This is a genomic window from Methanococcoides seepicolus (assembly GCF_023684405.1).
GTDB lineage: Archaea > Halobacteriota > Methanosarcinia > Methanosarcinales > Methanosarcinaceae > Methanococcoides > Methanococcoides seepicolus.
Genome location: NZ_JAGSOI010000004.1, coordinates 62,031 through 88,937, shown reverse-complemented (window position 1 = coordinate 88,937; position 26,907 = coordinate 62,031). Strand labels below are relative to the sequence as shown.

At 44.2% G+C, this 26,907-nt stretch carries 25 protein-coding genes and 1 tRNA gene; 14 read left to right on the top strand and 12 right to left on the bottom strand.

The annotated features are described in order from the left end of the window. The coding region (locus KDK67_RS01995; RefSeq protein ID WP_250867168.1) for an S-layer protein domain-containing protein at window positions 1-3,077 on the top strand (3,077 nt) is incomplete at its 5' end. Window positions 3,078-3,214: 137 nt separating this feature from the next. Here the strand turns inward: KDK67_RS01995 and KDK67_RS01990 are convergent. Continuing rightward, window positions 3,215-3,742 (bottom strand): helix-turn-helix domain-containing protein, encoded by a 528-nt coding sequence (locus tag KDK67_RS01990; RefSeq protein ID WP_250867167.1) that lies wholly within the window; start codon window positions 3,740-3,742, stop codon window positions 3,215-3,217. Between the two features lie 187 nt (window positions 3,743-3,929). Here KDK67_RS01990 and KDK67_RS01985 point away from each other — a divergent pair, with 187 nt between their 5' ends. The 3 genes from KDK67_RS01985 (at window position 3,930) to KDK67_RS01975 (ending at window position 6,511) form a co-directional block, all read left to right on the top strand. Next, complete coding sequence (locus tag KDK67_RS01985) at window positions 3,930-4,889, top strand: ABC transporter substrate-binding protein (protein ID WP_250867166.1); 960 nt, start codon at window positions 3,930-3,932, stop codon at window positions 4,887-4,889. A gap of 75 nt (window positions 4,890-4,964) precedes the next feature. Then, window positions 4,965-5,753 carry an ABC transporter permease gene (locus KDK67_RS01980; RefSeq protein WP_250867165.1) on the top strand — a complete coding sequence of 263 codons (789 nt, stop codon included), beginning with the start codon at window positions 4,965-4,967 and terminating at the stop codon, window positions 5,751-5,753. Continuing rightward, window positions 5,753-6,511, top strand: a complete 759-nt coding sequence (locus KDK67_RS01975; RefSeq protein ID WP_250867164.1) for an ABC transporter ATP-binding protein — start codon at window positions 5,753-5,755, stop codon at window positions 6,509-6,511. Before KDK67_RS01980 ends, KDK67_RS01975 begins: the two co-directional genes overlap by 1 nt. A gap of 14 nt (window positions 6,512-6,525) precedes the next feature. Here the strand turns inward: KDK67_RS01975 and KDK67_RS01970 are convergent, their stop codons facing one another. Further along, the gene (locus KDK67_RS01970; RefSeq protein ID WP_250867163.1) at window positions 6,526-6,960 is read right to left on the bottom strand and encodes a bactofilin family protein; all 435 of its coding nucleotides are present in this window, start codon (window positions 6,958-6,960) and stop codon (window positions 6,526-6,528) included. Between the two features lie 119 nt (window positions 6,961-7,079). Beyond that, complete coding sequence (locus KDK67_RS01965) at window positions 7,080-7,655, bottom strand: nitroreductase family protein (protein WP_250867162.1); 576 nt, start codon at window positions 7,653-7,655, stop codon at window positions 7,080-7,082. A 265-nt stretch (window positions 7,656-7,920) separates the two neighbouring features. Here KDK67_RS01965 and KDK67_RS01960 point away from each other — a divergent pair, with 265 nt between their 5' ends. Further along, a complete protein-coding gene (locus tag KDK67_RS01960; protein ID WP_250867161.1) occupies window positions 7,921-10,443 on the top strand; it encodes a PAS domain-containing sensor histidine kinase in 2,523 nt (840 codons plus the stop codon). Here KDK67_RS01960 and KDK67_RS01955 read toward each other — a convergent pair. From KDK67_RS01955 to KDK67_RS01940, 4 genes are all read right to left on the bottom strand, one after another. After that, window positions 10,415-11,119, bottom strand: coding sequence for a prenyltransferase/squalene oxidase repeat-containing protein (locus KDK67_RS01955; RefSeq protein ID WP_250867160.1), 705 nt, complete (start codon window positions 11,117-11,119; stop codon window positions 10,415-10,417). The two genes, KDK67_RS01960 and KDK67_RS01955, sit on opposite strands and share 29 nt — an antisense overlap. 22 nt (window positions 11,120-11,141) lie before the next feature. Further along, window positions 11,142-12,956, bottom strand: coding sequence for an anaerobic ribonucleoside-triphosphate reductase (gene nrdD, locus KDK67_RS01950; RefSeq protein WP_250867159.1), 1,815 nt, complete (start codon window positions 12,954-12,956; stop codon window positions 11,142-11,144). A gap of 163 nt (window positions 12,957-13,119) precedes the next feature. After that, complete coding sequence (locus KDK67_RS01945; RefSeq protein ID WP_250867158.1) at window positions 13,120-13,956, bottom strand: Mrp/NBP35 family ATP-binding protein; 837 nt, start codon at window positions 13,954-13,956, stop codon at window positions 13,120-13,122. 38 nt (window positions 13,957-13,994) lie between these two features. Further along, window positions 13,995-14,318, bottom strand: a complete 324-nt coding sequence (locus KDK67_RS01940; RefSeq protein ID WP_420846915.1) for a DUF134 domain-containing protein — start codon at window positions 14,316-14,318, stop codon at window positions 13,995-13,997. 197 nt (window positions 14,319-14,515) lie between these two features. Here KDK67_RS01940 and KDK67_RS01935 point away from each other — a divergent pair, with 197 nt between their 5' ends. Genes KDK67_RS01935 through KDK67_RS01925 form a run of 3 tightly spaced genes read left to right on the top strand, consistent with a single transcriptional unit; the run spans window position 14,516 to window position 17,009 of the window. Further along, window positions 14,516-15,628: an ORC1-type DNA replication protein gene (locus KDK67_RS01935; protein WP_250867156.1), complete on the top strand. Its 1,113-nt coding sequence runs from the start codon at window positions 14,516-14,518 to the stop codon at window positions 15,626-15,628. A gap of 7 nt (window positions 15,629-15,635) precedes the next feature. Then, a complete protein-coding gene (locus KDK67_RS01930; RefSeq protein WP_250867155.1) occupies window positions 15,636-16,223 on the top strand; it encodes a TOBE domain-containing protein in 588 nt (195 codons plus the stop codon). Further along, on the top strand, window positions 16,224-17,009 hold the full coding sequence (locus KDK67_RS01925; RefSeq protein WP_250867154.1) for an exodeoxyribonuclease III: 786 nt from the start codon (window positions 16,224-16,226) through the stop codon (window positions 17,007-17,009). It abuts the gene before it with no gap. 146 nt (window positions 17,010-17,155) lie between these two features. Here KDK67_RS01925 and thsA read toward each other — a convergent pair whose 3' ends face one another. Both thsA and KDK67_RS01915 read right to left on the bottom strand, forming a co-directional pair. Next, window positions 17,156-18,793 carry a thermosome subunit alpha gene (gene thsA, locus KDK67_RS01920; protein ID WP_250867153.1) on the bottom strand — a complete coding sequence of 546 codons (1,638 nt, stop codon included), beginning with the start codon at window positions 18,791-18,793 and terminating at the stop codon, window positions 17,156-17,158. A 307-nt stretch (window positions 18,794-19,100) separates the two neighbouring features. Next, complete coding sequence (locus KDK67_RS01915) at window positions 19,101-19,274, bottom strand: DUF5350 domain-containing protein (protein WP_011500155.1); 174 nt, start codon at window positions 19,272-19,274, stop codon at window positions 19,101-19,103. Window positions 19,275-19,540: 266 nt separating this feature from the next. Here KDK67_RS01915 and KDK67_RS01910 point away from each other — a divergent pair, with 266 nt between their 5' ends. From KDK67_RS01910 to KDK67_RS01895, 4 genes are all read left to right on the top strand, one after another. After that, window positions 19,541-20,803, top strand: coding sequence for a DNA double-strand break repair nuclease NurA (locus KDK67_RS01910; protein WP_250867152.1), 1,263 nt, complete (start codon window positions 19,541-19,543; stop codon window positions 20,801-20,803). Continuing rightward, the gene (locus KDK67_RS01905) at window positions 20,796-22,613 is read left to right on the top strand and encodes an ATP-binding protein (protein ID WP_250867151.1); all 1,818 of its coding nucleotides are present in this window, start codon (window positions 20,796-20,798) and stop codon (window positions 22,611-22,613) included. Before KDK67_RS01910 ends, KDK67_RS01905 begins: the two co-directional genes overlap by 8 nt. A gap of 72 nt (window positions 22,614-22,685) precedes the next feature. Continuing rightward, window positions 22,686-22,759 (top strand) — tRNA-Lys (locus KDK67_RS01900). Window positions 22,760-22,934: 175 nt separating this feature from the next. Continuing rightward, window positions 22,935-23,105, top strand: coding sequence for a ribbon-helix-helix domain-containing protein (locus tag KDK67_RS01895; RefSeq protein ID WP_011500158.1), 171 nt, complete (start codon window positions 22,935-22,937; stop codon window positions 23,103-23,105). A gap of 64 nt (window positions 23,106-23,169) precedes the next feature. On the opposite strand, the gene KDK67_RS01890 is transcribed toward KDK67_RS01895, so the two are convergent. The 3 genes from KDK67_RS01890 to KDK67_RS01880 are packed head-to-tail and all read right to left on the bottom strand — an operon-like array spanning window position 23,170 to window position 24,929. Next, a complete protein-coding gene (locus KDK67_RS01890) occupies window positions 23,170-23,943 on the bottom strand; it encodes a sugar phosphate isomerase/epimerase family protein (protein WP_250867150.1) in 774 nt (257 codons plus the stop codon). 9 nt (window positions 23,944-23,952) lie between these two features. Next, entirely contained in the window at window positions 23,953-24,393 is a 441-nt protein-coding gene (locus KDK67_RS01885) for an RNA-binding domain-containing protein (RefSeq protein WP_250867149.1), read from the bottom strand. Continuing rightward, window positions 24,390-24,929, bottom strand: a complete 540-nt coding sequence (locus KDK67_RS01880) for a dephospho-CoA kinase (RefSeq protein ID WP_305064109.1) — start codon at window positions 24,927-24,929, stop codon at window positions 24,390-24,392. Before KDK67_RS01880 ends, KDK67_RS01885 begins: the two co-directional genes overlap by 4 nt. A gap of 137 nt (window positions 24,930-25,066) precedes the next feature. Between KDK67_RS01880 and KDK67_RS01875 the strand changes: the two genes are divergently transcribed. Further along, window positions 25,067-26,023 (top strand): tRNA dihydrouridine synthase, encoded by a 957-nt coding sequence (locus KDK67_RS01875; protein WP_250867147.1) that lies wholly within the window; start codon window positions 25,067-25,069, stop codon window positions 26,021-26,023. 338 nt (window positions 26,024-26,361) lie between these two features. Next, a complete protein-coding gene (locus tag KDK67_RS01870) occupies window positions 26,362-26,904 on the top strand; it encodes a pyruvate ferredoxin oxidoreductase subunit gamma (RefSeq protein WP_250867146.1) in 543 nt (180 codons plus the stop codon). The last annotated feature ends 3 nt before the right edge of the window (window positions 26,905-26,907 follow it).

Here is a 26,907-nt window from a genome sequence, read left to right as displayed (position 1 = left end):
ATGTTACAGATGGTAAGGACTATTATCGCACTGTAGGAGGTTTTCCAGTTGATACTCATAACTTCCAATTCACTGCATCCGATGGTACGGAAAGTGCAACTCCTACTTCATTAAAGACATTCGAAGTAGATGTCGCTAATCATCCTCCTTCATTTGAGGATGAAAGTGTTACTGGAGTTCCAGATGAAACTGTAGGTTCTACATTCTTCTTTAATATCACATATGTCGACTCTGATAACAATGCATCAGATTATATGATCGTCAATATTGACGGTGATGACCATGACATGATTAAAATGGATAATAATGACCCTGAAGATGGTATAAAATATTCTTACAATACATCATCGTTGATTATTGGTGATCATGATTACTTCTTTGGTGCTTCTGATGGCACATTCCCGATAAATACCAGTGTCTCAACTGTAACTGTCCATCCTGCAACTTACTACTCTGGTGACCGTATCTGGGATGCAAATGCCGGACAGTCCACTAATTACACCTGGAATGCATTGAGCTATTCCGGTTTCTTCTATGACCTTGAATCCGGTCTTGGTTCAGAGACCATGACCATCCATCTTGACAGTGATTCCGACAGGAACATCGGAGATGGTGATCTTGAATATGAAACAACACCTATCGAAACTGATTTCGAGTATGGTGCATGGGGATCTTACGAGGTCATTGGTTTCATGGCAGAGAAATACTTTGCAGGGTATACTTCCAGTACTCATTCAGATGTTTCAAAGGATGGTGCAATAAGCTTGATGTCCAAAGGTCATCTGACAAAGGTGCTCATCGATAGCGATGACAAGGATAGATTCTATGGCGGTACAGGGCTTGTACTTGAGGAAGGCTATGTGCTTAGTATTGTAGAGCTTGATGTGAACGGTGATCGGGTTTTCGTTTCACTCTCCAAGGACGGGGATGAAGTAGATGAAATGGTAGTTTCCTCTGGCAATCCCTATGTTTATGAAAAGGACCTCGGCGACCTTGATGATGTGCCTATCATAGCAGTGAACTTCGCTGAGATATTCAGTGGGAGGGAATCAAGCGCTGTTTTCATTGAAGGTATCTTCCAGATATCTGATGAATATGAGGACATTAACAAAGGTGATGAATACGGTGCAATGGAAGTCAAAACCATAAGTTCTACCAAGATCACAATGGAGAATGAAGATTCGATCGGTCTTGATAAAGGCGATATTGTTGATATAATGGGTAAACTCAAGTTCATTGTCGCAGATGATAGTGATCTCAGATTTGCACCATTTGTTGACATGTCCGAGCCTGGTACCTATGAACTTAGGGGTACTATTGCCGAGAACAAAGGTCTTAGATGGACACCGCTTAATTTCGAAGGTTTCTATTACAATATCGATGAAGGTATTGGCACCGAATCCCTCAACCTTACATTAAATGGCAGAAATATCGATGACGGTGGTCTGGTTTATACCACCACTCCTTCAAATGTCAGCTTTGAATATTCTGGCTGGAAGAATAACTATGATGTCATCGGATTCATGGCAGAGAAGTACTTTGTTGGTTATCCTAAAGATGCATTTGGCAGTGGCAGTAATGATGCTATAAGCCTGATGTCCAAAGGTCAGCTTTCAAAGGTATTGATCGATGATGATGACAAGAAATCTGTTTTTGGTGGTTCATCACTCATCCTTGAGGAAGGTTATTCACTGGACATTATTGAAGTGAACATGGACGGTGACAAAGTACTCATTGAGCTTAGTAAGGATGGCAAGAGCATTGAGAGTACCGTAGTCTCTTCAGGTAATCCCTACATATATGAGAAAGACTTTGGAGATGTTGACGATGTGCCTATCATCGTTGTGAACTTTGACGAGATATTCAGTGGGCGGGAATCAACGGCTGTTTTCGTTGAAGGTATCTTCCAGATATCTGATGAATATGAAGAGATAAACACTGGTGATAACTATGGTGAGATGGAAGTAACAAGTGTCAGTTCCGCAAAGATCGAAATGAAGAACGATGATTCCATCTCACTCTCAAAGGGAGACGAGATCGAGATCATGGGCGAGATCAAGTTCAAGGTCGCAGATTCTGATGTTGTACGCTATTATCCATTCGTTGAGATAAGCACAGAACCTGCTGATTCACTTGATGTGGGGGTAGAACCTGAAATTGTCAGTGAAGGTGACAAGATCACTGTGACCGTGACATCACGCGGTTCTCTTGTCAACGGTGCGACCGTGAAGGCGGGAAGCATTGTGCTTGGCACCACTGACGATGAAGGCGAGGTTGACTATACTTTCCATGCAGATGGAAAATACGATATCACTGCTGAAAAGGACGGTTATACCAACGGTGAAGCATCCCTTGAAGTTATCTCCCCTGATGATGAGTCGAGGAAGATGAGCATTGAATTTTCACCTGAAGTGATCTATGAGGGCAACCTGGTAACTTTTACAGTTGTCAAATCCATTGGTGGAGATGCCCTTGAAGATGTGGATGTTACCATAGACGGAAAATCCATTGGTGACACTGACAGTGACGGTGTTGTGACCGATGTCCTGAAAGAGATAGGTATGCACAAGATAACTGCCGAGAAGGAGGGTTTCCTTGATGCAGAGGAAAATATCGAGGTCAAGGAGCTTGAAGCAAAGTTCGAGTTCAGCAACCTTGTGGTCACTCCCCTTGAGGTCAAGACCGGGAAAGATGTGAAGGTCAAGTTGGATGCTGTCAACAATGGCAAAGCAGCAGGTTCTTACACCGTAGAGCTCCTTGTCAATGACAATACTACAGCTACACAGGAGATCTCACTCGGTGTTGGCGAATCCGCTCCGGTGGAGTTCGAGTACACTGCCGGTGAACCGGGAACCTATCTTGTGAAAGTAGGTGGCATGACCGCAACAGTTGAAGTTGTCAAGGGTACAAGCACAGTTACCTATCTGCTTGGTGGTGCAGCAATTGCAGTTCTTGGTGGGGCAGCCTATCTGTTTACCGCAGGCGGCTGGACCGTATCAACAGCAGGTGCAAAAGCAGGTGAAGCAGCAGCAGTACTTTCTGAGAAGCTATCCAGTCTGCTTTCAAGGGGCAAGTAAGGATACATATATGATGTTGCCGGCAAAGGTGTCGGCATCATCTCTTTTTTTATGCTCTTATCTGTTTTCATTTAACGATAAGCAAAGCTGATCGCATAGTTTCAATATATTAAAAAAAGTAGAACTTTTAAGGTTCTTTACTCTATCTTGCGTGCAACAGCCTCGATAGCCACGATAACACTGTTCTTCGGCATTATTGTCGCAACAGGGATACGGATGATCTTTTCTATTGTGGGGCTGACTATGGGCGCACATACAAGGGCTTTCGCTCCTTCCCTTTCAGCACGGACAGCGGCGATGATAGCCTCTTCCATTGTGGTGGCGGAATATTCTCTGATGGTGCAGAGCGTCCCTCCTATTTTCCTCTTTGTCTCACTGATATTATCCAGCACAGGACGTGCAGCGATAACCGCAATGAAATCACCCTTGTCGGAACCCTCGATGGTCTTGATGGTTTTAACTATCTGACGGAGTGTTCTCATGTTCGGTTCCCTGTTTCCTGACATGAGCTTATAAAGTGTGCTTGGTGGAATGTTCGCATATTCCGAGAACTCAATGGCTGTAAGTTCAAGGTCTTCCTTGATGACTTTCAACAATGTGTGCTGGAATGCTTCATCCGACTCAAAAGCCGCATCTATCACTTTATTTGCAACGCTCGTACTCACTCCTCCAATAAAGGGTATTAACTCTTTTAGGATATATTAAGCTTTGTATTAATACTTTTAGGAAATAATGTCGGTTGATACGACAATCTATAAATAGGGTATTCCGATGAAATAGCATGATAGTAACATATCTATCTATGGAGGGATCGATCTGAAAAAAATCACAGCAATTACATTCATATCTATCATGTTGGTTGCAGCAGTATTCCTGTCAGGATGTACTTCCGCACCAGATGATGAAGCATTGACAGAAATAAACATTGGCTATCAGCCAAGCACACACCAGATATCATACATGACCGCCTTTGAGAAGGGCTGGTGGCATGAGGACCTTGCACCATTTGGTATCATGAGCATAAATGAATTCGAGTTCCCAACAGGTACTCCTGAGATGCATTCAATGATCGCAGGAAACATTGATGTTGCATACGTTGGAGCAGCACCTGTCATTTCCGCACTCAGTTCCGGACTTGATGCAAAGATCGTCGCAGCAGTGAACACACAGGGTTCTGACCTTGTGCTCAGAAATGAGTTCAAGTATGATGGTCCTGCAGACCTTAAAGGTCTAAAGATAGCAACTTTCCCACCGGGAACGATACAGGATACCATCTTCAAGAACTGGTTGGTCGATAACGGTCTTGAACCTGGTACAGACGTCGAAGTTGTCGCAATGGGTCCGGGAGATGCAACCGCTGCTCTTGCAGCAGGTCGGGTAGACGGTGTATTCTTACCTCACCCTGCACCAACGTTCATTGAAGCGGAAGGTTCCGGTCGTTCAGTTGTCGCATCCGGGGAAATACTTGCAGACCATGCATGTTGTGTGCTTGTGGTCAGTGGTGACCTTATCAGGAACAACCCTGAACTGGTCGAACAGATCGTAAAGACCCACATCAAGGCTATAGAGTATGACAATATCAACATCGAAGAGGCAGCGAATACATATGCTAACAAGCAGGGTGTTGACAATACGACTGTCCTTCAGTCCCTTGAAAACTGGGATGGTGTCTGGTCAGCTGACCCACGTCCGCTTGTAGAGTCCACAGTGGAATACGCAAACTTCCAGTATGAGCTTGGTTATATCGACAGCCAGCTTACAGAAGAGGATATATTTGACGTGAGCTTCTACGAGAAGATCTCTGAAGAGTAAACAGCAACATACATTAATGAACAGAACATTTAACCGCCGGAATTGAGGTTTATCCCTCATAATTCGGGAGGTAACATGAGTAAACACGGCACAAAAGGACCACGTGAAAGGGGAATTGAACTATTATCCGTTACAATGGCCATTGTTCTATGGCAACTGGTAGCAGACCTCGTGGTAAATAATAAGTTTATCCTGCCAAGCTTTACTGATGTTCTGTTCGCTTTTATCAGGATCATTGAAGGGGGTATCCTCTTCACTGATCTTGCAATAAGTCTGCTTCATTTTGGAATTGGAATTCTTTCTGCACTCTTAATAGGTATACCCATAGGGGTGGCCATGGGTTGGTTCAAGATTGTGAACCGTGCATTGGACCCTCTTATCGAGATAATCCGTCCTATTCCGCCACTTGCATGGATCCCCTTTGCCATAGTCTGGTTCGGTCTGACCCACACTTCGGCGGGGTTCGTGGTCTTTGTAGGGGCGGTCTTCCCTGTTATCATCAACACATTCGATGGCTTCAAAAGCGTTCCGAAGGTCTATGTGGAAGCTGCCAAAGTGCTGGGTTGCATGAGCAGTGGGTCACTTATACGCTACGTTGCATTACCGTCTGCCCTGCCTTCCATTGCTTCAGGCATCCGTATTTCCATGGGTGTGGGCTGGATGTGTCTGGTTGCAGCGGAGATGTTCGGCGTAAGTACGAACGGGCTTGGTTACAAGATCTGGTGGCATTACTACCTGCACCAGATGGATTTCGTTCTTGTCTATATGCTGATACTAGGTTTCCTGGGTCTTTTCATTGACAGGCTGTTCAGGTGGTATGTCGATGGGCAGCTTCTTAAATGGCGTGCAGGAGTTGTGGTATAATGGGTGAAGTTAAAGTCTCCGGTATCTCGGTGGCATTTGAGAAAGAGGAGGGTGAGTCCACCCTTGCACTTGATAATGTTGACCTTGAAATAAAGGACAAGGAATTTGTCTGTTTCATAGGTCCTTCGGGCTGTGGAAAAACAACACTTCTCAGGACCATCGCAGGACTTGAAATGCCGGATAAGGGACAGATAACCCTCGATGGTGGGGACATAACCATTCCGGATTCGACAAGAGGGATGGTATTTCAGGAGTATTCTCTTTTCCCCTGGAGGACTGTCATCCAGAACATTACCTTTGGGCCTCAAATGAAGGGTATCTCCAAGAACAAAACACTTGAAGTAGCTGAAAAATACTTAAAGCTCGTAGGGCTTGAACAGTTCCGGAACAGTTATCCGTATGAACTTTCCGGTGGAATGCGACAGAGAGTGGCCATTGCCCGAGCTCTTGCGAACGAACCCAAGGTCCTTCTAATGGACGAACCGTTCGGGGCTCTGGATGCACAGACAAGGAACACCTTGCAAAAAGAGCTGCTTCAGGTTTGGGCAAAGTACCAGATAACAATCGTTTTCGTGACTCATAGTGTGGACGAGGCGGTTTTCCTTGCGGACAAGATCGTTGTGATGAGCGCAAGACCTGGCAGGATCAAGAAAGTCATAAACGTTGATCTTCCAAGACCTAGGGAAAGGACAAGTTCCGAGGCAAATGAGTTACGTAACCAGCTTTTGAAAATGCTGGCAGAGGAGCGACGTAACTAACTTTAAAAAGTGTATCACATCTCGGAACGAACAATAAGCTTTGTTCCGGATTCTATCTCTTTTATATCGACCTTTCCTATAAGCTCTAAAGCAGTAGCAGCTTTAACGAACTTTACCTGACAATCTGGTCTGATGGACATTTCATTTCCACATATTGCCGATCCTCCAACCTTTACGTTGTCAAGCATTGTAAGATTATTTACAATCTCAATGTTCCCACTTATCTTGCAACGTGCGCTTATGAGGGCATCATTTGCTTTGATATTACCTTTAACAAATGATTCTTTTCCAAGCTGTAGGGATCCACTTACTTCCAGATCTTTCCAGAAGTTCGCACCAGACCCTACGATCATGTTGCCATCTATCTTGATGCTATTTTCAAAGAAGGCTTTCCTACGGATAATGTAAGTATTTGTATCTGCATGGTATCTGATAAATTTCTCATCCATCTATTCCACATCCGTGATCTTGAAAGTGTGATAGCTCTATCTCATGGGATATGTTCTATCAGTGCTTTACTTACTGTCTTTTTCTTTATATATTCTATTGTTTTCTATCAGCATTTATTTCAGTATACTTTAAACAGAACTTCCTCCAGTTCTCTCTTTGGAACATGGTGGCATCCGTTCTCATCACGCCAGTATCTAATATCATGTTCCTCTCCGGTTTCCTCGAGAACGATCTCTTCTGCCGGGATGCCCATTGCCAGTACAAGCATTATCTCGAGTTCGGGAGGCACATCAAGTTCTTCTCTCAGCACTTCCCTGTTAACAGAACCAATGACACAGCTTCCAATACCTTTTTCCATGGCCGCAAGGCGAATGTTCTGTAAAGCAATTCCTGCGTCATATCTTGCATCGGGTCTTATCCTCGTATCATCGAGTATAATGATGTAAGCGGCTGGTCTTTCTCCTTCCGCAGGTCCTTTCCATTCGTGAAGATAACCTGCCCATCCAAGCTGTTCGAATATCATTGCGTTTGTTCTCAGATCGGATGAAATTATATATTTCAGTGGCTGGCTGTTGGTAGCTGAAGCTGAGACTCTTGCAATATTGACAAGTTCTGTTAACATTTCTTTTGATGGAACCTCAGTCTGTTTAAATCTTCTATAAGATCTGGTCCTGAGAACAAGTTCACTTAGCATTTGTTCACCTCATATTGTCATTTGGTTGAGTGATTTGAATAGTGCTATTAGTTAAAACACTAGATACATTACTATAGACTTTAAAATCTATTTTTAGGTCTCTTGAGGTATTTTAAATGGTTATCCCATGTCCTAATATATTATGTGAATAATATTACATATGGTACATCTAAATTTTGATCTACTACTAATGTAGGTTTAAATTTTGATATTATATGTGGTTAACTATGTTCTCTAACAGTAATTGATATTGGATGGATCATTGGTGACAAGAAATCTTATATTATTTCATGTAAGTGCAGATGGAGCCATATTAAGCTACAACTCTTCTGAAGGCGTGCAATTACTCGTAGAGCCTGAACATTTCATGGGCAAGAACATAAGTGATATTTTACCTTCAGACGTTTCCGAGAAAGCAAAAAGCTGCCTCAAAGACGTTATGATCACAGGCGATATGCAATATCAACTTCAGTTAGGGGGAGAATTGCACGATCTTGAAGCTACATTCGTTCCTGAAAGCAAAGACCGTCTTATAGTGATCATAAAGGATGTAACTGAGCAACTGGCAACTCATAATAAGCTTTTTGAAAGCGAAAAAAAGTATCGTCTCCTCGCTGACAATACGATCGATGTCATATGGCAACTGGACATGTCTTTGTGTTTTACTTATGTCAATCGTTCAGTGCTCGATGTTACAGGATACTCAGTAGATGAAGTGATCGGTTCTAACCTTTCGATGTTCTTTACGCCGGAAGCATTTGACATGGTCATTAGCCTTGTCAATAGTGATAAGTGTAAAAAAGGCGAAGGTGTTGCCTTTGAAACGGATCTTATCCGCAAAGATGGTACTTTGCTTCCAATTGATATTACCGGCAAGATAGTTCTCAATGAAAACCAGCTTCCTATCTGTATTCAGGGTAGGACAAGGGACATAAGTGCATATGTTGAAGCAAGGAATGCTTTGCTTGATAGGAAAAATCGTTTCAAGTCCTTGTTCGAGAACTCGAACGATGCGATCTTCATTCACACTTTTGATGGTACTATTCTCGATGTGAACAACAAAGCATGTGAACTCATTGGTTATTCAAAGGATGTTTTCAAAACCAAAGATCTTCGGGTTCTACTTCCTGATGGTCTTGAATACGAGGCAAAAGAACATCTGGATGATGTTATTAAAAACGGTTCGTCCAGATTTGAATCTCGTTTCAAGAAAGCTGATGGTAGCATTATTGATGTTGAGGTAAGCGTTTCAGTTATCGATGAAGATAAAAATATCATGCAGGGAATTGTCCGCGATATCACTGAGCAAAAAAATGCAGAAAAAGAGCTTCAGGAAAAAGAAAATCGTTTTGAGACATTGGTTGCGAACATTCCGGGTGCAACATATCGTTGCAAATATGATGCGGATTATACCATGGAGTATATTAGTAAAGAAATAACTTCGATAAGTGGTTATCCAGCATCGGACCTCATTGGGAGTTCCGTCCGCACTTATGCCAGTCTCATCCATCCAGATGACGTTGAAATGGTGGCTAATGCCATAGATAGATCCCTTACAGAAGACCGTCCTTATTTTACGATCCTGTATCGTGTTCTTGATTCTAAGGGCAATGTTCACCATGTGTTCGAAAGAGGTAGGGGTATCTTTGAGAATGGGAAGTTGATGTTCTTTGATGGTATCATCTTTGATATAAGTGATCAGAAAGAGATGGACCAGAAAGTTCGGCTTTTCAAGACCATCGTTGATGGAGCTGGATATGGTGTTTCCATTAAAGATGTCAGCGGTAAGGTCCTCTATGTGAATGAAAGTTTTGCACAGATGCATGGCTTTGATGTTGATGAGCTTGTGGGCTCCCATATTTCTTTACTTCGGAGTGATGATGCGGTCTGTGAAGCTGAGTTCCAAAAAGCTTTAAAAGGTCATGATATGAATGAAGTTCTCAGGGTCCGAAAAGATGGCAGTGAATTCCCGGCGCTCATGAATTGTTTTGTGATCACGGATGATAACAACGAACCGGTATATATCTCGAATACTGTGATCGACATAACTGAACGTAAAAGATCAGAGATCATCATGCATCAGGCAATGGAAGTGGCCGAAAATGCAAACCGGACTAAAAGTGAATTTCTTGCTAACATGAGCCATGAACTCAGAACTCCTCTTAATTCTGTCATCGGTTTTTCGGATGTACTTTTAACTGAAACCTTTGGTCAGTTGAACGATAAACAGACCAAGTATTTGAAGAATATTTCTTCCAGTGGAACTCATCTGCTCAATCTGATCCAGGACATCCTTGATATCTCCAAAATAGAGGCTGGTAAACTTGGGCTTACCTATGAGAAGTTCTCTGTCCCGCCCACTATCAATGAAGTTGTGTTGTCGATGTCGGACTTTGCTAAGAGCAAACAGGTTTCTGTCACGGTTCACAATAATGGAGTTGACATGATCACTGCTGACAGGACAAAGTTCAAGCAGATACTGTACAACCTCCTGAATAACTCATTGAAATTTTCAACCAAAAATGGTTATGTGAAGGTCCACACACAGATAATCGATGATATGCTGGAACTATGTGTTCGGGATAATGGGGTTGGTATTCCGGAGGACAAGATGGGTCATCTGTTCGATCAATTCTATCAGGCAGATGCTTCTCCTTCACGCCAGTATGGTGGAGCTGGTCTTGGTCTTTCACTTGTCAAGCAGTTCGCTGATATGCATGGTGGGGATGTGCATGTGGAAAGCAAGGAATCGGTTGGGACTACTGTCTATGTGCATATCCCAAAGTGATAAGTGAAAGTGCGGTTGCAGTAATATCTCCTTCATTCTTTCCCCATGAACCATTGCTGTTCTGTCTGGACATTAGCCATTTGAGCGATGTGTCAAGTTCTTCTTTCAAACCGACAATAGCCAATGCCTGTATTACCAGATTGCTGGTCGAGATGAATTTCCAACCACCGTCTTTATCCCTTTCCGACAAGATCCATTTGGCACGTTCTTCTATAAAGTCAGCGAAAGGCTTCTCTTTTGTCAGATCTTCCTGCTTTACAAGAGTGGTGACGATAAGGGAGGTAGTGCCCACATGTTCCCATTTTTCACCATAGTTCTCAACAAGCCATTTACACCCCTTCGTTTCAGGGATGCCCATCTCGGCAAGGGCTATTAATGCATAGGTTGTGTCGTAAACATCGTTTTCCCATGAACCGTTGTTTTCCTTTTTGGAAAGCAACCATTTCCCACACTTTTCAAGGTTTAAGTTGGAAGGTACAAGGCTGGAACAAGCTCTCGCAGTCTCTCTTATTGAATTGTCCCAGTTGTTCTCACTTTTAAGCTGGATGAGCTTTGTAGGAAAGTCATTTTCCACACCCCATAATTCGAATGCAGTGATGAGGCGTGATAATTCTTTTGCAGTGGTGATCTCCTGTTCTCTTATCCACCCAAATGCATTTTGTATCATCTCTTCCATGTGCTGAAAGATGTATGCATCGTTATTTAGTGTTTTTACTCTGAAGAATATACCTGTGCCTTTCTTCGTACTCTTTCTGTTTTCCCGGATTCCATTGTTCTACATGACCAAAATAACCGGTAACTCTTGATACATGATCTACTGCCGGTCCATTACAAACAGGACACTCGAGATTTATCCCGCGGGACACATGCCTGTTTTCACATACTGAAAAATCAGGTGAGAAACAAAAGTAAGCGAGGTCTGTTCCTGAGAGCTTTTCTATTAGTTCGCTCATCCCTTCCGGATCTGGGAAACTTTCCCCCATCCAAATATGGCAGATAGTGCCTCCTGTAAAATATGGGTGGAAATTGGCTTCTATCTTTATCTTTTCAGCAAGAGATATTTTTGAACTGTAGGGGACATGGGTAGAGTTCGTGTAATAGGCAGCATCGTGGCTGCCCTGGACATGTGCTTTTTCACCATATGCAGACCTGTCAAGGATTGCAAGTCGATGTGCAGTGCTTTCAGCAGGTGTTTGTTCGAAAGTATATTCAATTCCATCCTGTCTTGAATATGTTTCTATTTTCGCAAGCATATGGCGGGTTATTTCCATTCCTAGCTCATGTCGTTCTATCATGTCCTGCCCTGTAAGGTTCAAAAGGCACTCATTGAGGCCGACCATTCCGAAGGTCAGGTGTCGCGAACCATGATCGAAATATGGCAGGTCATTTTCAGTTCTCTGCAATAGCCAGGGCAGGATCTTCCATTCATAAAGTGATCTCCTGATGATCTCCTGCCCTTCGAGCAGTGCTTTCCTTGTTATCTCCAGTATCTCATCCAATCTTTTAAAAAAGCTATCCATATTTCCCGCTTCCAGTGCAACTCGTGGCAGGTTGACAGTAACTATCTTGTTGGAACCGCTTCCCATCCCTCCTGCTGTCCACACTCCTCCCGAGTGTCTGGCAAGCAGACGACAGCACATTGCCTGTGTGGTATTCTCTTCAAGATAATCGGTTGTCAGGTTCAGGAAATAAGGGGCGCCAGTGGATGAGGTTGCATACATTGTTTTTTTCCACAGCGGGTCTTCGGTGTCAATGTCCTTTGTTATGGCAGTTGTGATAAGTGGGAATGTGAATGGCAGTCCATCAGCATCACCCTTTGCTGCAATATCCATGAATGCGCCGTAGATCGCACGTGCCTCTTCCTTAAAACAGGAGTACGTCTTTTCAATGAACTCTCCTCCGTAAACAGCTTTTTCGTTCGCAAGTGAGGCTGGGCAATTGATACGAAGCCCGATATTCGTGAAAGCACTCTGTGCGCCGATACGGTTTGACTGGTTCATCTGGAACATGAATCCCTGTATTATCTGGAGCAGTTCTTCTTCATCAATATCGGAATAGTGAAGATGTGGTGCGAGCAACCAGTTGAACATATCGATGGCCTGCGCTCCTGCAAAAAAATGCTGGGAATGGAGCATGAAGGACATTGCATGATATATGGCCGCATCAAATCGCTTTGCAGGATTGCTTCTGGAATCCGGGAATTTCAGTCCGTCGAGTAAGAAGATCCTTGCATCAATTCCATTGCAATAAGGTTTGAAAGGATTGCTCAGGTCATGTATGTGGATATTTCCTTTTGTATGTGCTTCTGCAACTTCCTTTGAGTAGAGGTTCTCAAGGGCATATCTTTTCTTGATCTGTGATGCAACATGCATATCAATGACAGATGGGCTGAAGCGTGTATTCGCGTTTTCTTTCAGCAGCCAGTTCATATTGTACAATACATCGTCTATCAGTTCATTTGTGTCTTTAAAATCAAGACGATCTATGCTGCCCCGTTCTTTACTCCCACCCATGGATAATTGTCTGGAGGTCAAGACTTATATAATTATTCCGATAGGTGAGAATGGGGGATGATGGGTGGATAATGAACAAATGAATGAGGGGGACGAAAGAAAGAAAGAAAAAAAAGGATTGATGACATGCACTTATTTTACAAAGTGGCATGTCCTTTTAATATCATTTAACAAATTCTTCCACAGCGTCTACGACCTTGTTAAAGCCGATGTACCACTCTGAATCGCGCTTGATATCAATGTGTACGTTCCCGCTGTCACCCGTAGATGCAACTTCTGTCTCGATAGGTAATGTGCCCAGTACTTTCACGCCAAAGTCCTCGGCTGCTTTTGCAACTCCGCCTGAGCCGAACACATGTATCTTCTCATCACAGTGTGGGCAGACGATTCCGCTCATGTTCTCGACCATCCCAATTACCGGTACTTCTATTATTTTGGCAAAATTGAGTGATTTTCTGACACTTGTAAGGGCGACAGCCTGAGGGGTCGTGACAACGATAGCACCGGTCAGGTTGCCGATCAGTTGTGATATGCTCAATGGTTCGTCTCCTGTTCCAGGCGGAAGGTCAATGATAAGATAGTCGAGTACTCCCCAGTCCACTTCTTCAAGGAACTGCTTGATAGCACTCATCTTTGCAGGTCCTCTCCAGACGACTGGAGAATCGTTGCTGTCAAGGAGAAGTCCTATTGACATTATTTTCAGATTATCGTTAACTTTTACGGGAACAATACCCTTTTCACTTACAAGAGGTCTTTCATTCTCCAGGCCGAACATCTTTGGGATGGTCGGTCCGTGAATATCACTGTCAAGGAGTCCCACTGAGTATCCGCGGTCTGCAAGGGCCGCAGCAAGGTTGGCAGAGACAGTGCTTTTGCCAACACCTCCCTTTCCGCTCATGACCATTATCTTGTTTTTAATTCCCCTGAGGTTGGTAACGAGCTTTGGTTCTTCAGGCTTGGCATTTAGTAGGCTTTCTGATGATTGGATATTGGATGACATTTTCATTCTCCTTGTGATAATGTTGTTCCTGTTATAGGTTATTCTGACCGTTTCTGGTCATTGATGTTGACATAGTTTCCGCCCTTTATCTCAATAGCTTTACCTGTGGTCAATGCCAGTGCAATCTTTTTCCTTGCATTTTTCAGGTCTTCCCAGAATGCACGTCTTGAGATCCCCATTTTTGTTGCTGCTTCCTGTTGTTGCAAGTCTTCAAGATCTACCAGCCTCAGGGCTTCCAGCTCTTCTAATGCAAGAGAAACTACTTCCAGTTCAATAAGTTTTACTCCTCTTGGTTTGAAATAGAGTATGTCGGGGTTACATTCCACTCTTCTGGGGTTTTTTGGTCTTCCTCTGCATGTCATAACATCTTGTATTCCCATCTTCTAACTTATATATAAGAAATTCCCAAAAGCTTTTTATATTTATTCACATACGTTTAAAAACATTGATATTTGGTCAATTTTCAGAGTTTGAATGAACGTTTTTATCTCAGAGGAAAAGGCTATTATGTATTTTCACAGTTAATATATTAGAACTTTAATTTTAGGAGATACTGTACATGGGTAAGGATATGCTGATGTGGGATGAGACTTTGTTCAAGGATGGGAATGTGCTTGAACTTGATTACCTTCCCGACCATTTTTCACACCGTGAGTCGCAGACGCAGTCTCTGATGTACAGTCTGCGTCCGGCCCTTCGTGGCATGCGTCCGATAAACAGTTTGATAAGTGGTCCTCCTGGTACTGGAAAGACCACAACTGTGCTGAAGGTCTTTAAAGAGATGAAAAAGCATTCGGATGATATTGTATTCATCAAAGTGAACTGCCAGATGGATTCTACGAAATTTGCTGTGATCACGAGGGTATACCAAGGTCTCTTTAACGTGTCCCCTCCGTCTTCTGGCGTTGCTTTCATTAAACTGTTCGAAAAGGTGATGAACTATCTTATCGAGAAGGAAAAGACGCTTGTGCTTTGTCTTGATGATATCAATTATCTCTATCATGAAGGGCACGCGGATGAGGTAATGTATTCCCTTCTCAGGGCACATGAACAATATCCGGGAGCAAAAGTAGGTGTCATTGCAATTGTGAGTGATACGGGAAAGCTCTATCAGTTCGACCCTAAGGTCAATTCCGTTTTTCTTCCTGAAGAGATAGCTTTCCCCCGGTACAATTACAGTGAACTTCAGGATATTATCGGGGGCAGGATCGATCTTGCATTCTATCCTAATGTGATGCTGGATGATGTGAGGGATGCGATAGTTGAATATGTCGATCTTACAGGGGATCTGCGTGTGGGAATCGATCTTTTGAAGCGTGCTGGCCTGAATGCCGAGAGGCGTGCAAGCAAGACCATCCTGGTCGAAGATGTGGAAAAGGCCTATGATACCTCCAGATTGCTGCATCTTCGCAGAAGTGTCCAGTCCCTCGCACCGGATGAGAGGACATTGCTCTGCCTGATAGCAGAGAACAGGGATGTGCAGACCGGTGACCTTTACAAACTTTTCCACGAAAAGACCGATCTTGGGTACACACGTTTTTATGATATGGTCAACAAGCTTAGTGAAGCAAGGTATGTGGATGCTGATTTTTCCGGTAAGGGTATGCGTGGCAGGACTCGTATAATAAAACCAAGATATCAGCCGGAAGACATTCTTAAGTGCCTTGAGTGAAAGGGGGATGTTGTTTCTGGAAATGAGAACTAAGGTCTGGCTGACCGAAGATGGAAAACCTATCATTGGTGCCGGGAAGGTAAAACTTCTAAAAGCCATCGATGAAGAGCGTTCATTAAGGAAGGCATGCTCAATACTTGGCATATCCTACAAACATGCATGGCTTATTCTGAAAAAAATGAACGAGCGCGTTGGGCATGAAGTGGTGACCACTGTAAGGGGTGGAAAAGGGCAGGGAACCTTTCTGACCGATTACGGGAAACAGCTCATTAGTGAGTATGAGGAAAGCAGGTCCTTTCTTGATATGACCTTTGGGGATGAAACTTCTCTGGAAAACATCTCTTTCAAATTGTCTGCACACAACAAGTTGTCCGGACGGGTCCTCGATATCGAGAAAGGGGATCTCGTTTCTAAAGTGAAGATCGAGATAGATCCTGAAGTTCTGACATCTATCATTACTTCCGATATGCTGGATAGACTCGATGTTCAGGAAGGCGATGAGGTATTTGCAATTATAAAGTCCACGGAAGTGGTTCTGGCAAAAGCGGATGGCAAGGCTGGAATGAAAAGTGGAACGGTGGATGGGGGCGAGTAAATGGCTTCTATATATATTCTTTCATGGAATGTGAATGGCCTGAGGTCAATGTTAAAGAAAGGGTTTGTCGAATGGATGGAAGCCACACAGCCGGATATTCTCTGTCTTCAGGAGACGAAGGCTACAGAAATACAATTGCCAAAAGAGCTGAGGCATATTCATGGCTATGTACCTTATTTTTTCTCTGCTGAAAGGAAGGGTTACAGTGGTGTTGGGATCTATACTAAGGTCCCGCCGGTCGAGGTAAAGTATGGGCTTGGAGTTCCCCGGTTCGATAGGGAAGGAAGGACCCTCATTGCAGAGTTCGAGGATTTTGTTTTGTTCAATATATATTTTCCGAATGGTAAGGCTTCAGATGAACGATTGGAATATAAGATGGATTTCTATAATGCGTTCATGGAAGTTGCCGATTCGATGAAAGATGCCGGTAAGAACGTAATTATTTGTGGTGATGTGAACACTGCTCACAAGGAGATCGATCTCGCACGCCCTAAACAGAACGAGAGGTCATCGGGTTTTCTTCCGCAGGAGAGGGAGTGGATCGATACGTTCCTGGGTCATGGCTATCTTGATACCTTACGTATGTTCGAGCAGGGACCTGGAAATTATACCTGGTGGGACATGAAGACCCGGGCAAGGGATAGGAATGTTGGTTGGAGGATCGATTATTTTTTTGCCAGTGGAGGCCTGAAGGACAGGATAAGGTCTGCTTATATTCTGTCTGATGTGATGGGTTCGGACCACTGTCCGATTGGGATCGAGTTGGAGACTGGGCATAGCTCATAAACTGTTCCCAATTCACGTTTTTTATCTGTTGTTCTTTGCTTTATTGGAACTATAAAGCTACAGCTGCTCGGTCAGCTTTGTATTAATAAATAAAAAAGTAGGTAAGGACGTAAAATACGCCCTGATATGTTATTGTTCCATTGAACTTACATCATTGGAGGCATGCCGCCCATTCCACCCGCGCCGCCTTCTGGCATTGGTGGTGCTCTGGATGATGCAATGATGTCGTCGATCCTGAGGATCATTACTGCTGCTTCTGTACCGGAGTTGATAGCCTGGGTCTTTACCCTGAGTGGCTCAACAACGCCTTCTTCCCACATGTCAATGACAGTGCCGGAGTAGACGTTAAGACCAGCGGTCTTTATGCCTCTCTCGTGGTGTGCACGAAGTTCTACGAGCATGTCTATGGGGTCAAGACCTGCGTTCTCTGCAAGGGTTCTTGGAACGACCTCAAGTGCTTCTGCGAATGCTTTGACTGCAAGCTGCTCTCTTCCGCTGAGGGTTGATGCATACTCGTTGAGTCTGAGTGCAACCTCTACTTCAGGTGCTCCGCCGCCAGCAACAAGCTTTTCATCTTCGATAGCTACAGCGACTACACGAAGTGCATCGTTGAGTGCTCTCTCGATGTTGTCGATAACGTGCTCTGTACCGCCACGGAGGAGGATGGATACTGACTTTGGATTGACACAGCCTGTGATGAAGGTCATGCTGTCGCCACCGATCTTCTTCTCTTCGACAAGTTCTGCTGCACCAAGGTCTTCTGCTGTCATCTCTTCGATGTTGGTTACGAGCTTAGCACTTGTGGAGCGTACAAGTTTCTCCATGTCGCTCTTCTTGACACGCCTTACTGCAAAGATACCTTCCTTTGCAAGGTAGTGCTGTGCCATATCATCGATACCTTTCTGGCAGAATACAACGTTTGCACCGGTCTTTGTAATACTGGTAACAAGGCTCTTGAGCATGGCTTCTTCCTGGTCGAGGAATGACTGAAGCTGTTCAGGAGATGTGATAGAGATCTCAGCGTCAACCTCTGTTTCCTTGAGCTCGATAGCACTGTTGAGGAGTGCGATCTTTGCGCCTTCTACCTTCTTTGGCATGTTAGCGTGTACCCTTTCTTTGTCAAGGATCATACCTTCGATAAGCTCGGAGTCATCGATACGTCCGCCGACCTTCTTCTCGACCTTGACATTCTCGATCTCGACAGTGTTTTCATTGTCCCTGTCAACGATGCTTACGATCGCGTCAACAGCGATCTTTGAGAGTACGTCCTTTGTTGCCTCTGCGCCCTTTCCGGTCATTGCTGTGTCGGAAATGCTGGTGAGGATATCCTTGTTGTCGATGGTTACCTTCTTTGCAAGGCCCTTGAGGATCTCTCCTGCCTTTACTGAAGCCATTCTGTAACCAGCTGCGATGATTGTTGGGTGTACGTCCTGCTCGATCATCTCTTCTGCTTTCTTGAGGAGCTCACCGGTAATGACAGCGGCGGTAGTTGTTCCGTCTCCGACTTCATCGTCCTGTGTTTTAGCGACCTCTACGATCATCTTTGCTGCTGGGTGCTCGATATCCATTTCCTTAAGGATAGTTGCGCCATCGTTTGTGATAACTACATCTCCAAGGGAGTCGACAAGCATCTTGTCCATACCTTTTGGACCAAGTGTTGTTCTTACTGCCTCAGCGACTGCCTTTGCAGCCATGATGTTGTTGCTCTGGGCATCTCTGCCTCTTGTTCTCTGGTTACCTTCTCTTAAAATGAAGATAGGCTGTCCTGACATCTGTCCTGCCATGTGTTTTAACCTCCTATATTAAACATAGATCAATATAATTTCCTGGAATTCAGGTCGTTTTTACATGTTTGTAGTTCTATATAAAGCTTACTGAATCTGTGATTTATGATTACTTTGAGAAGCTTCCTTCATATATAATTATCAGAGTGCTCCCTAACTGTGGTCTCACTACTGCTACTGCTAATGATACAAAGCAGCTGCTAATGGAAATGCAATAATCGGAATCTTTCCGCTCAAAAAAAAGTTTAGTCCCATTAAGGGAACTATTGTGTAAAGGACTGCAATGCAGCCCTTTAAAATAGTAAGATCAGTTTACAATAGATTTTGGTGATCTCTTGAGGAACCTTCTCTTAGCACCGCTGCTGCTGAATCTCTGTGCTGGTCCTGGGTGTGCCTTTGCTCCGAAAGCTCTCTGCACTTTGATTATTTTTCCTTTCCTTCCTTTTACCTTAACCCAATTAATGCTGCCTGTTTTACCCATTATCAATCCTCATTATAATTTTATTATTAATATATGTTTGAGGCACTTAGTGCCTCTTGATGTCCATTATTGTATTAATGGTCACAAATGTACAAATGTGACCGGTAAACTCAATGCTATAGGTTCCCTTTAGATGTAATGTTTATAGTTAAACTTTACGGGACTTTTGTATTGTGTTCTGACATCAATTAGTGTCATATTGCCATATATTTGTATTCTATAACAGAATAAACAAATATATCTATGTTCCTGTTCATCTACATTCCATGACCCTTGAACCGGTTCACATAAAGATCATGTCGGAAATGGCAGATCGCATAGGGATGTCCGCAGAAGATGATAGCACTGAAGAGCTTCCCGATCTTTTAAATATGCTCAATGAACTGGAACATGATGGGAAGTTGATACTTAAATCACTTGGGAAGACGTTTCGTTCAAAAGTGAACATTGACAACATGTCCCTTACAAATGATCCTTTCGATATAACATACTCCTGTGATAGTGGTAGCACTAACCCCATGGCATTTAGAAGCGGGCTCTATGTGGACATCTGCCATGGTGGAATCGCATCGACACCTTCGGACCTCGAATTGCATTCCAAACGGACCATCGTAGCGGCAACATATTCAGCAAGTCCTCTCGTAACCATCGACACGACTTCCGGATGGGATACTTTTGATGACGGGCAGGGACGTTCAAAGATAGTCCGAATAGGGGCAGACCTGCTCAAGACAAGGGTGGATCGTATGGTGCACAACGTTGCCCTATATCTCTGTGAATCGGAGCATATTCTCTGGATGATGGAGGGTTTCGACAGCAAGGGCTTCTTCATAATGGATGGTCCGATATATCCTAAACAATTGATGTACTGGATGGTAGTGGAATCAAAAGAAGTGAGGATAAAAGAGGATCCTGTCGCAAAGAAGATCCTCCAGAACTACATTGACATCATGGATCATCACATGAAAAAGGGCATGCCTCTCATCGGGTTTGTGAAAAATCCCGAGGACATGCAGATAATGATAACCCTCAGGGACAAAAAAGGAATGAAACACCTTCCCTGGCTCAGGGATTCTCAGTTCTTTAAGAATGTTCTGTCCCTCGGAAAAGGCGATAATGGACGAAACGGCCGTTGGATAACCTACACCAACTGGTTCCTGCAACCTAACCAATTCTATGAGGGCATGATAAAAAGCACATCTCCGATGTTAGACATCGACCTTCGCCACGATCACGACCCGGAGGATTACGCTATAACTTTCTTTGTGATATATGTTCCAATGCTTGATGTCCTTTTCAAAGTAGAGGCTCCATACGGTTTCACGAAAGATGAGTCCGTGCGGGACCTTATAACCCGTAAAGTCCTCTTTGATATTTCGGTCAATGGCATTCCGACAACTCTCTCAAAGGTAGATTCCCTTGCGAAGATCGGGCGGTCGGAAAAGGAGCTGGTGAAGGGTATGTTCAAAGGGCAATGGTTCGACAATACTTATAATATAGAGAGATGGGGTGACATGACAGATGAATGATAATTCAGACCTGCTGGCCTATGCGAAGAACAGTAGCATTGGATCGGATGTGCAGGATGCACCGGAACAGACCGGTAATTTCGACTTCGAGGAATATAGTGTTGAAGTAACGCATGATACAAGTGACGTAGATGCTGCTTTCGGTATCGTGACCACAGGGTTCGAACCTCTCGAAGTCACCGAATCGGGCTCAAAGATCACTGGCTACATCACAACTTCCCACAGAAATGTGGTGCGCCTGGGGACATATGTGATCGTTCCCTATGGGGATGAGAATCTTTTCGCAAGGATATGGAAGCTTCAATATCAGCAGCAGTTCGAAGTGGACGATGCAACAGAGATCCATTCACGCCGTATGCTCAAAAGCAATACTACGGCAGAACTGGACTACAAGTTCCTTGCTTATCTTGAACCCATCTGCATACTGTATGAACAATCTCCAGGAAATGAAGATTCATTGACACGACGCATGGCAGACCGTATCCCGCGTCCGAACACACCTATTCTGCCTGTGACGGAAAAACTGAAGATACAGACCGGTCTGAACATTCCAAGGGAAGGTATATTCCTCGGGCACTTGAGTGTCGGTGGTGAGGTCGTGCGAACCCTCGCTTCCCCTCCTACAGTGCCTTACTATCTCCGGAACGACTACTCAATGGGTGATCCATTGATATTCAGGCATATGCTCATCTGCGGCAGTACCGGTACCGGAAAGACCTTCCTTACAAAGAACATCCTGCGCCAGTTCATGAGTCCGGATAACCGATATAATGTCCGCGATACCGGTGATGGCAGGAAGAAGAATTTGCGTCCATGTGTCGTTATAATGGACCCGCAGGATGAATATTCGCAGTTCCTTGAGGACAATCCTGAAATAACCTCTTCGGATGAGCACAACATGCACTCCGAAGACGTGGAGTTTGGTGGCGTTCCCTCCACAAAGACCTTCGTAGCTAAGGTGGATGGGCATTCATACAATGGCAGGTCCCGTGCACAGCAAGTGGAATTCACCATTCCTTTCGAGATGGTGAGGAACAATTCCTGGCTCATAGCTGCTGCCGGACTCACGGAGCTACAGGGCATCGGACTGGAACTGTTGCTTGAGGATTTCTTTAAAAGGCCGGGTGCACATACCTATGGCGGTTTCATCGACCACATCAGTGATGAGGGGGTCCGGGGCAGTTATGTTGATAACGGTAAGGTGCATGAAGCTTCCTATGACGGTCTTGTCAGGAAGGTGAAGAACAACTCGTTCAAAAGGGTGTTCGACCAGCCGGCAACCCCTATAACCGAAATGCTTGCCGATATCTTCAAAGAGGGGCAGGTATGTGTCTTCCCTACGGAATACATCTCAAGTACGAGAATACGTGATCTCATCACCTTGACTCTTATGACCGTAGCTGTGGATAACAAATTGAATACCTCCGGTGATACGGTGGTAAAGGAAACTCCTTTGATACTGGTGCTGGATGAAGCTCACCGTTATCTTGCAAGAGGTTCGGGGGAACATTCAAAGCGCATCATTTCCAAGTTCGCAGATGCTGCCCGTCAGGGGCGTAAAGAGGGATTAGGGCTGTTCCTTATCACACAGGACCCTCAGGATATCGATGATACTGTGTTCAAGCAGATAAATTCCAGGGTGATACTGAACCTTTCCAATGATGCTGCGATAAGTGCCATGAAAGTGAAGAAAGAATATGAGACGCGTATCCCTTACCTCAAAAAAGGGCAAATGATCATACAGAGTCCGGATAACAGTGATATTGTGGAGATAATTGGCCTTTCAAGTTGTGTTGTGAAGCACGTTTGAGGGGATTTTCTCCTCAACTCCGATATGTATATATATGGGTAATACGTAGGGGGAGCTACTCACACATACTGTGGGCCGGTAGCTTAGTCAGGCAGAGCGATGGACTCTTAATCCATCGGCCGAGGGTTCAAATCCCTTCCGGCCCGCTTAATTCATGTGGGTTCTTTTATCTTTGTTCCATAAAGTTATAGTCCATCATTTTTCATATTACAATTACCAATACGTATAGTTGTTACATCCCGTTATGGCATATTGTTATAATATATCGTTGTTTATGTAGAACGAAATTCCTTTGAATTCTTTTGAACTAAGGTGAGAATAATGCCAAAAGTAAGTGTTGACATTCCCCAGGAATTGCTTGCTGATCTTAACAAGCACGTTGGCGATGATAAAAAGTTCGTGAACCAGTCCGATGCCATCCGTACAGCTATCAGGAAGATGCTGGATATGATGGATGATATCGACAGGCGTCACGGCAGAATGGATGATTGAAGCCGATGATCTGAATAGTTATTGATATCTGTGGTTGGGTTTCAAGGTATTGATCATAACAGTTTCAGAGCTGCTTTAAAAACTCAATGCTCTTTCTTCCTTCCTCGAGATCGCTCAGTTCGGTCACCATTCTTCCCTGATAGTTTTCCAATCCCTTTTTCACATATTCCCAGTTTACCGTCCCACTGCCTGTGGGAAGATGCTCGTCTCTTTTTCCCATGTTGTCATGGATATGCACATGAATTATCTTATTGATGCATTCATCAAGGAATCCTTCCACCATCGCAGAGGTGTTGGCATGACCTACATCCAGTGTCATTCCTACATTCTCTCTATCGATATCTGAAAGCATCCTGAGCATTTCATTGGGTTCCCTGCCAAATATCATGGGGAAGTTTGGCATGTTCTCAACGGCTATCGAGATTCCATATTCATCGGCGGTATTGCAGAGTTCCTGTATGGACCTTATGTTCATATCCCATGCCTTCTCAGGTACCTTTCCACCATAGGGGGACAGGTATCCTGGGTGAACCACTGCAAGCTCAACAAGGTCTGATGCAAGGGAAATGTAATACTTCATCTGCCTGAGCACCTCTGCATGTATCCCGGGATTAAGCCCTGCAAGGTTCATGTCAGAGAACGGCAGGTGCATCGAGAGATAAAGGTTGGTGGTTTCCAGTACTTCCACTATCTTATGCCGGTTCTCACTGGTGATGCACTGGCTTCCTTCCTGAACGATCTCCCATCCGGTGTATCCTATGTCCTCGAGCTCATAGACCCATTCGAAAGAATCGCTGAGGGCGGAATTTGAGGAAAAGCTCAGATTGTCGATGTTCATGCCAACACCTTATAGTTCCGGCATGTCCGGCTCAAAGAGGGGAACTCCATCTTCGGTCGGCGGTGTAAGCCACTCCATGAGAATGTCCATTGCTTCTTCATTATCGGCATTTATCTCAACCTGGATGGATCCGAGGGTTTCTTCCTTTGCCGGAAAGTTCAGTCTTTCGATCGTGGCAACTTGCTTGTTGAGCATAAAGAAGGTCTTTTCAGGCTCTCCCCATCTGTTCTTCTGTAGCTGGGTCCGAGCGGTGTCGATGATACGCTCTTTTCTAAAAAGATCGTGTATGTTCTTCAGTGAATTGATATCTCCTTCGCCTTCAAGGAAATTGCCATATTTCCTCTCATGCATCTCGAGCTCTATTTCCGGGAACATGTTCCTGGCAGCTCCGGCTACTTTTTCCTCATCTTCTGTAGGATTGACAATAGCACTTACCCTGACGTTTATCATGCTTGCTCCAGTATCGTATTTATCTTCTCTTTGAACTCTTCGATGGTGCCTATGTTATCAACGGTGATATTGGCTACTTTGATAGCTTCTGCAAGTCCCCATCCAAGCTCACGCTCATCCCTTTGCTTCAGGGCTTCGATATCGGTCATGTCATCGCTTCTTCCACGACTTGTAACCCTTTCAAACCGCAATTCCAGGGGTGCATCGATGAAAACAAGGGTAAAGTCCTCTCCGAAGTGTTCCTTGAAGAAAGCCACTTCTGCAATACCTCTTACTCCGTCAACCACAACAAGTTCTTTGCCCAGAGCCTCTATCATTGGAACGCAGCGTTTGGCAACTGCATCCATTCCTTCCTTTGCTCTAAGGTCGTTCGCAACACCGCCTGTATTACTATCGGTCGGCTCAAGTCCTCTCTTTTTCACTTCTTCGCGTATGACATTGCCCATGTTAACAACATCGACATTTGAATCGACTATTACTTCGGATGCTACGGATTTTCCTGATGCCGGCATTCCTACAAAAGCTATGATCTTTATTTTAGCACTTCCTGCAATGGTTATACCTGTAGTTCTCTTATTATACTACATTTGTATGAATTATAGTATATTAGGGTGAATGGAACTGTCAAGTATTTGATTTTATATATCAGTATGTCTTTGTGTGAACTGACAATATGAGACTTGGCAGAGTTGACCTTCCCGGAGACCTTTTGCTTGCACCATTGGCAGAGGTCACGAACCTGGCATTTCGTCTCATGTGCAAGAAATATGGTGCATCCCTTTGTTTTACTGAAATGATAAGTTCGGATGCTGTTGTGCATGGAAATGACAGTTCCGTTCTGCGTGGGATGACCTGTGATGAAGAGCGTCCTTTTGGTGTGCAGTTGTTCGGCAATTCTCCAGATGTGGTCACGGAAGCTGCACTTGTTCTCGAAGATATGTTCCATCCGGCTATAATCGATATTAATCTTGGATGTCCGGCCCCGGTGATCACCAATGCAGGCTGTGGTTCCGCACTGCTTGATTCTCCTGAACGTGTCAGCGATATGTTCTCAACTCTTTGTGAAGGGGTGGACACTCCTGTAACTGCAAAGATACGTGTGCTGGAGAGCCGTGCAGCCACTCTTGATATCGCACACAGGCTTGAGGATGCGGGGGTTTGTGGTATCACTGTCCACGGGAGGACCCGCGAACTGGGTTATAGCGGGACTGCTGACCATAGTTATGCAAAGCTTATCAAAGAAGAGCTTTCCATTCCAGTGATAGCCAATGGCGATATCAGGGATGGCGCATCTGCTGAAAAGGTGCTGGAATATACCGGATGTGATGGATTGATGGTAGGCAGGGCTGCAATGGGTGATCCTCACGTGTTCTATCGTATATCCAGATATTTGGACGATGGGGAGATCCTCGAGTGTGGATGTGAGCAGAAAAGAGATGACCTTCTGGAATATCTGGATCTTTTGGAAAAGTTCGACCTGTCCTCGCATATTAATTTGAAAGCACATGTACAGTGGTTCACGAGAGGGTTGAAAGGAAGTCGAAGCATGCGTTCCGAGATAGGATATGCGGATTCAAGAGACTCTATTGTAGAGTTTGTTAAGAATATGTGTGAAAAAGATTTGGTGTGATATTTATGTGTATTTGTATATTATTCTCGTGTATATGCGTGTTATTGTCTAACATGGGCTTTGCATTGTGTTTTTGAGCAAAAATGGGTGTTTTTTCCGAGAACTTTGTTCGATCAATTCACCAAAAGACTAAATAAGATTAGGATTGTACACAATTAAACATTGCATTTAGACTGCTATATATATTTTTGGCAGTCGATGTATGTGGAGGAACAGTCACCTCCACGATGGTAACTTTTTTGCCGATCCCTCTTGGCTATTGATCTGTTGCCATCTGAAAAACACTTTGACTGCTATTATCGTACAATTATACACGCACTGTCATAGGAGAATAATACATGAAAGAAATACGAATACACGGTAGGGGTGGACAGGGCTCCGTTACTGCTGCTGAATTGCTTGCGGTTGCAGCTTTCGCTGATGGAAAGTTCAGCCAGGCTTTTCCAGCATTCGGTGTCGAGCGCCGTGGTGCACCTGTTCAGGCATTCACCAGGATCAATGACGACCCGATCAGGCTAAGGGCACAGGTATACGAGCCAGACTATGTTATCGTTCAGGACCCAACCCTTCTTGAAGTGGTCAGTGTAGAGAGCGGTGCAAAAGATGATGGTGTTATTCTTATTAACAGTGACTTTGAGCCGGAACATTTCGATCTTAACACAAATGCAAAGATCATGACCGTCAACGCTACGAAGATCGCTCTTGACATCATCGGCAGACCTATTGTTAACACTGTTCTTTTAGGTGCTTTCGCCGGTGCTTCCGGTCTTATCGATCCGGAATCCATCAAGAATGCCGTTATGGAGCGTTTCCCGGGTAAAGTCGGTGAAAAGAACGCAGAAGCTATCCAGAAAGCTTACGATATGATGACGGAGGCTTAAATT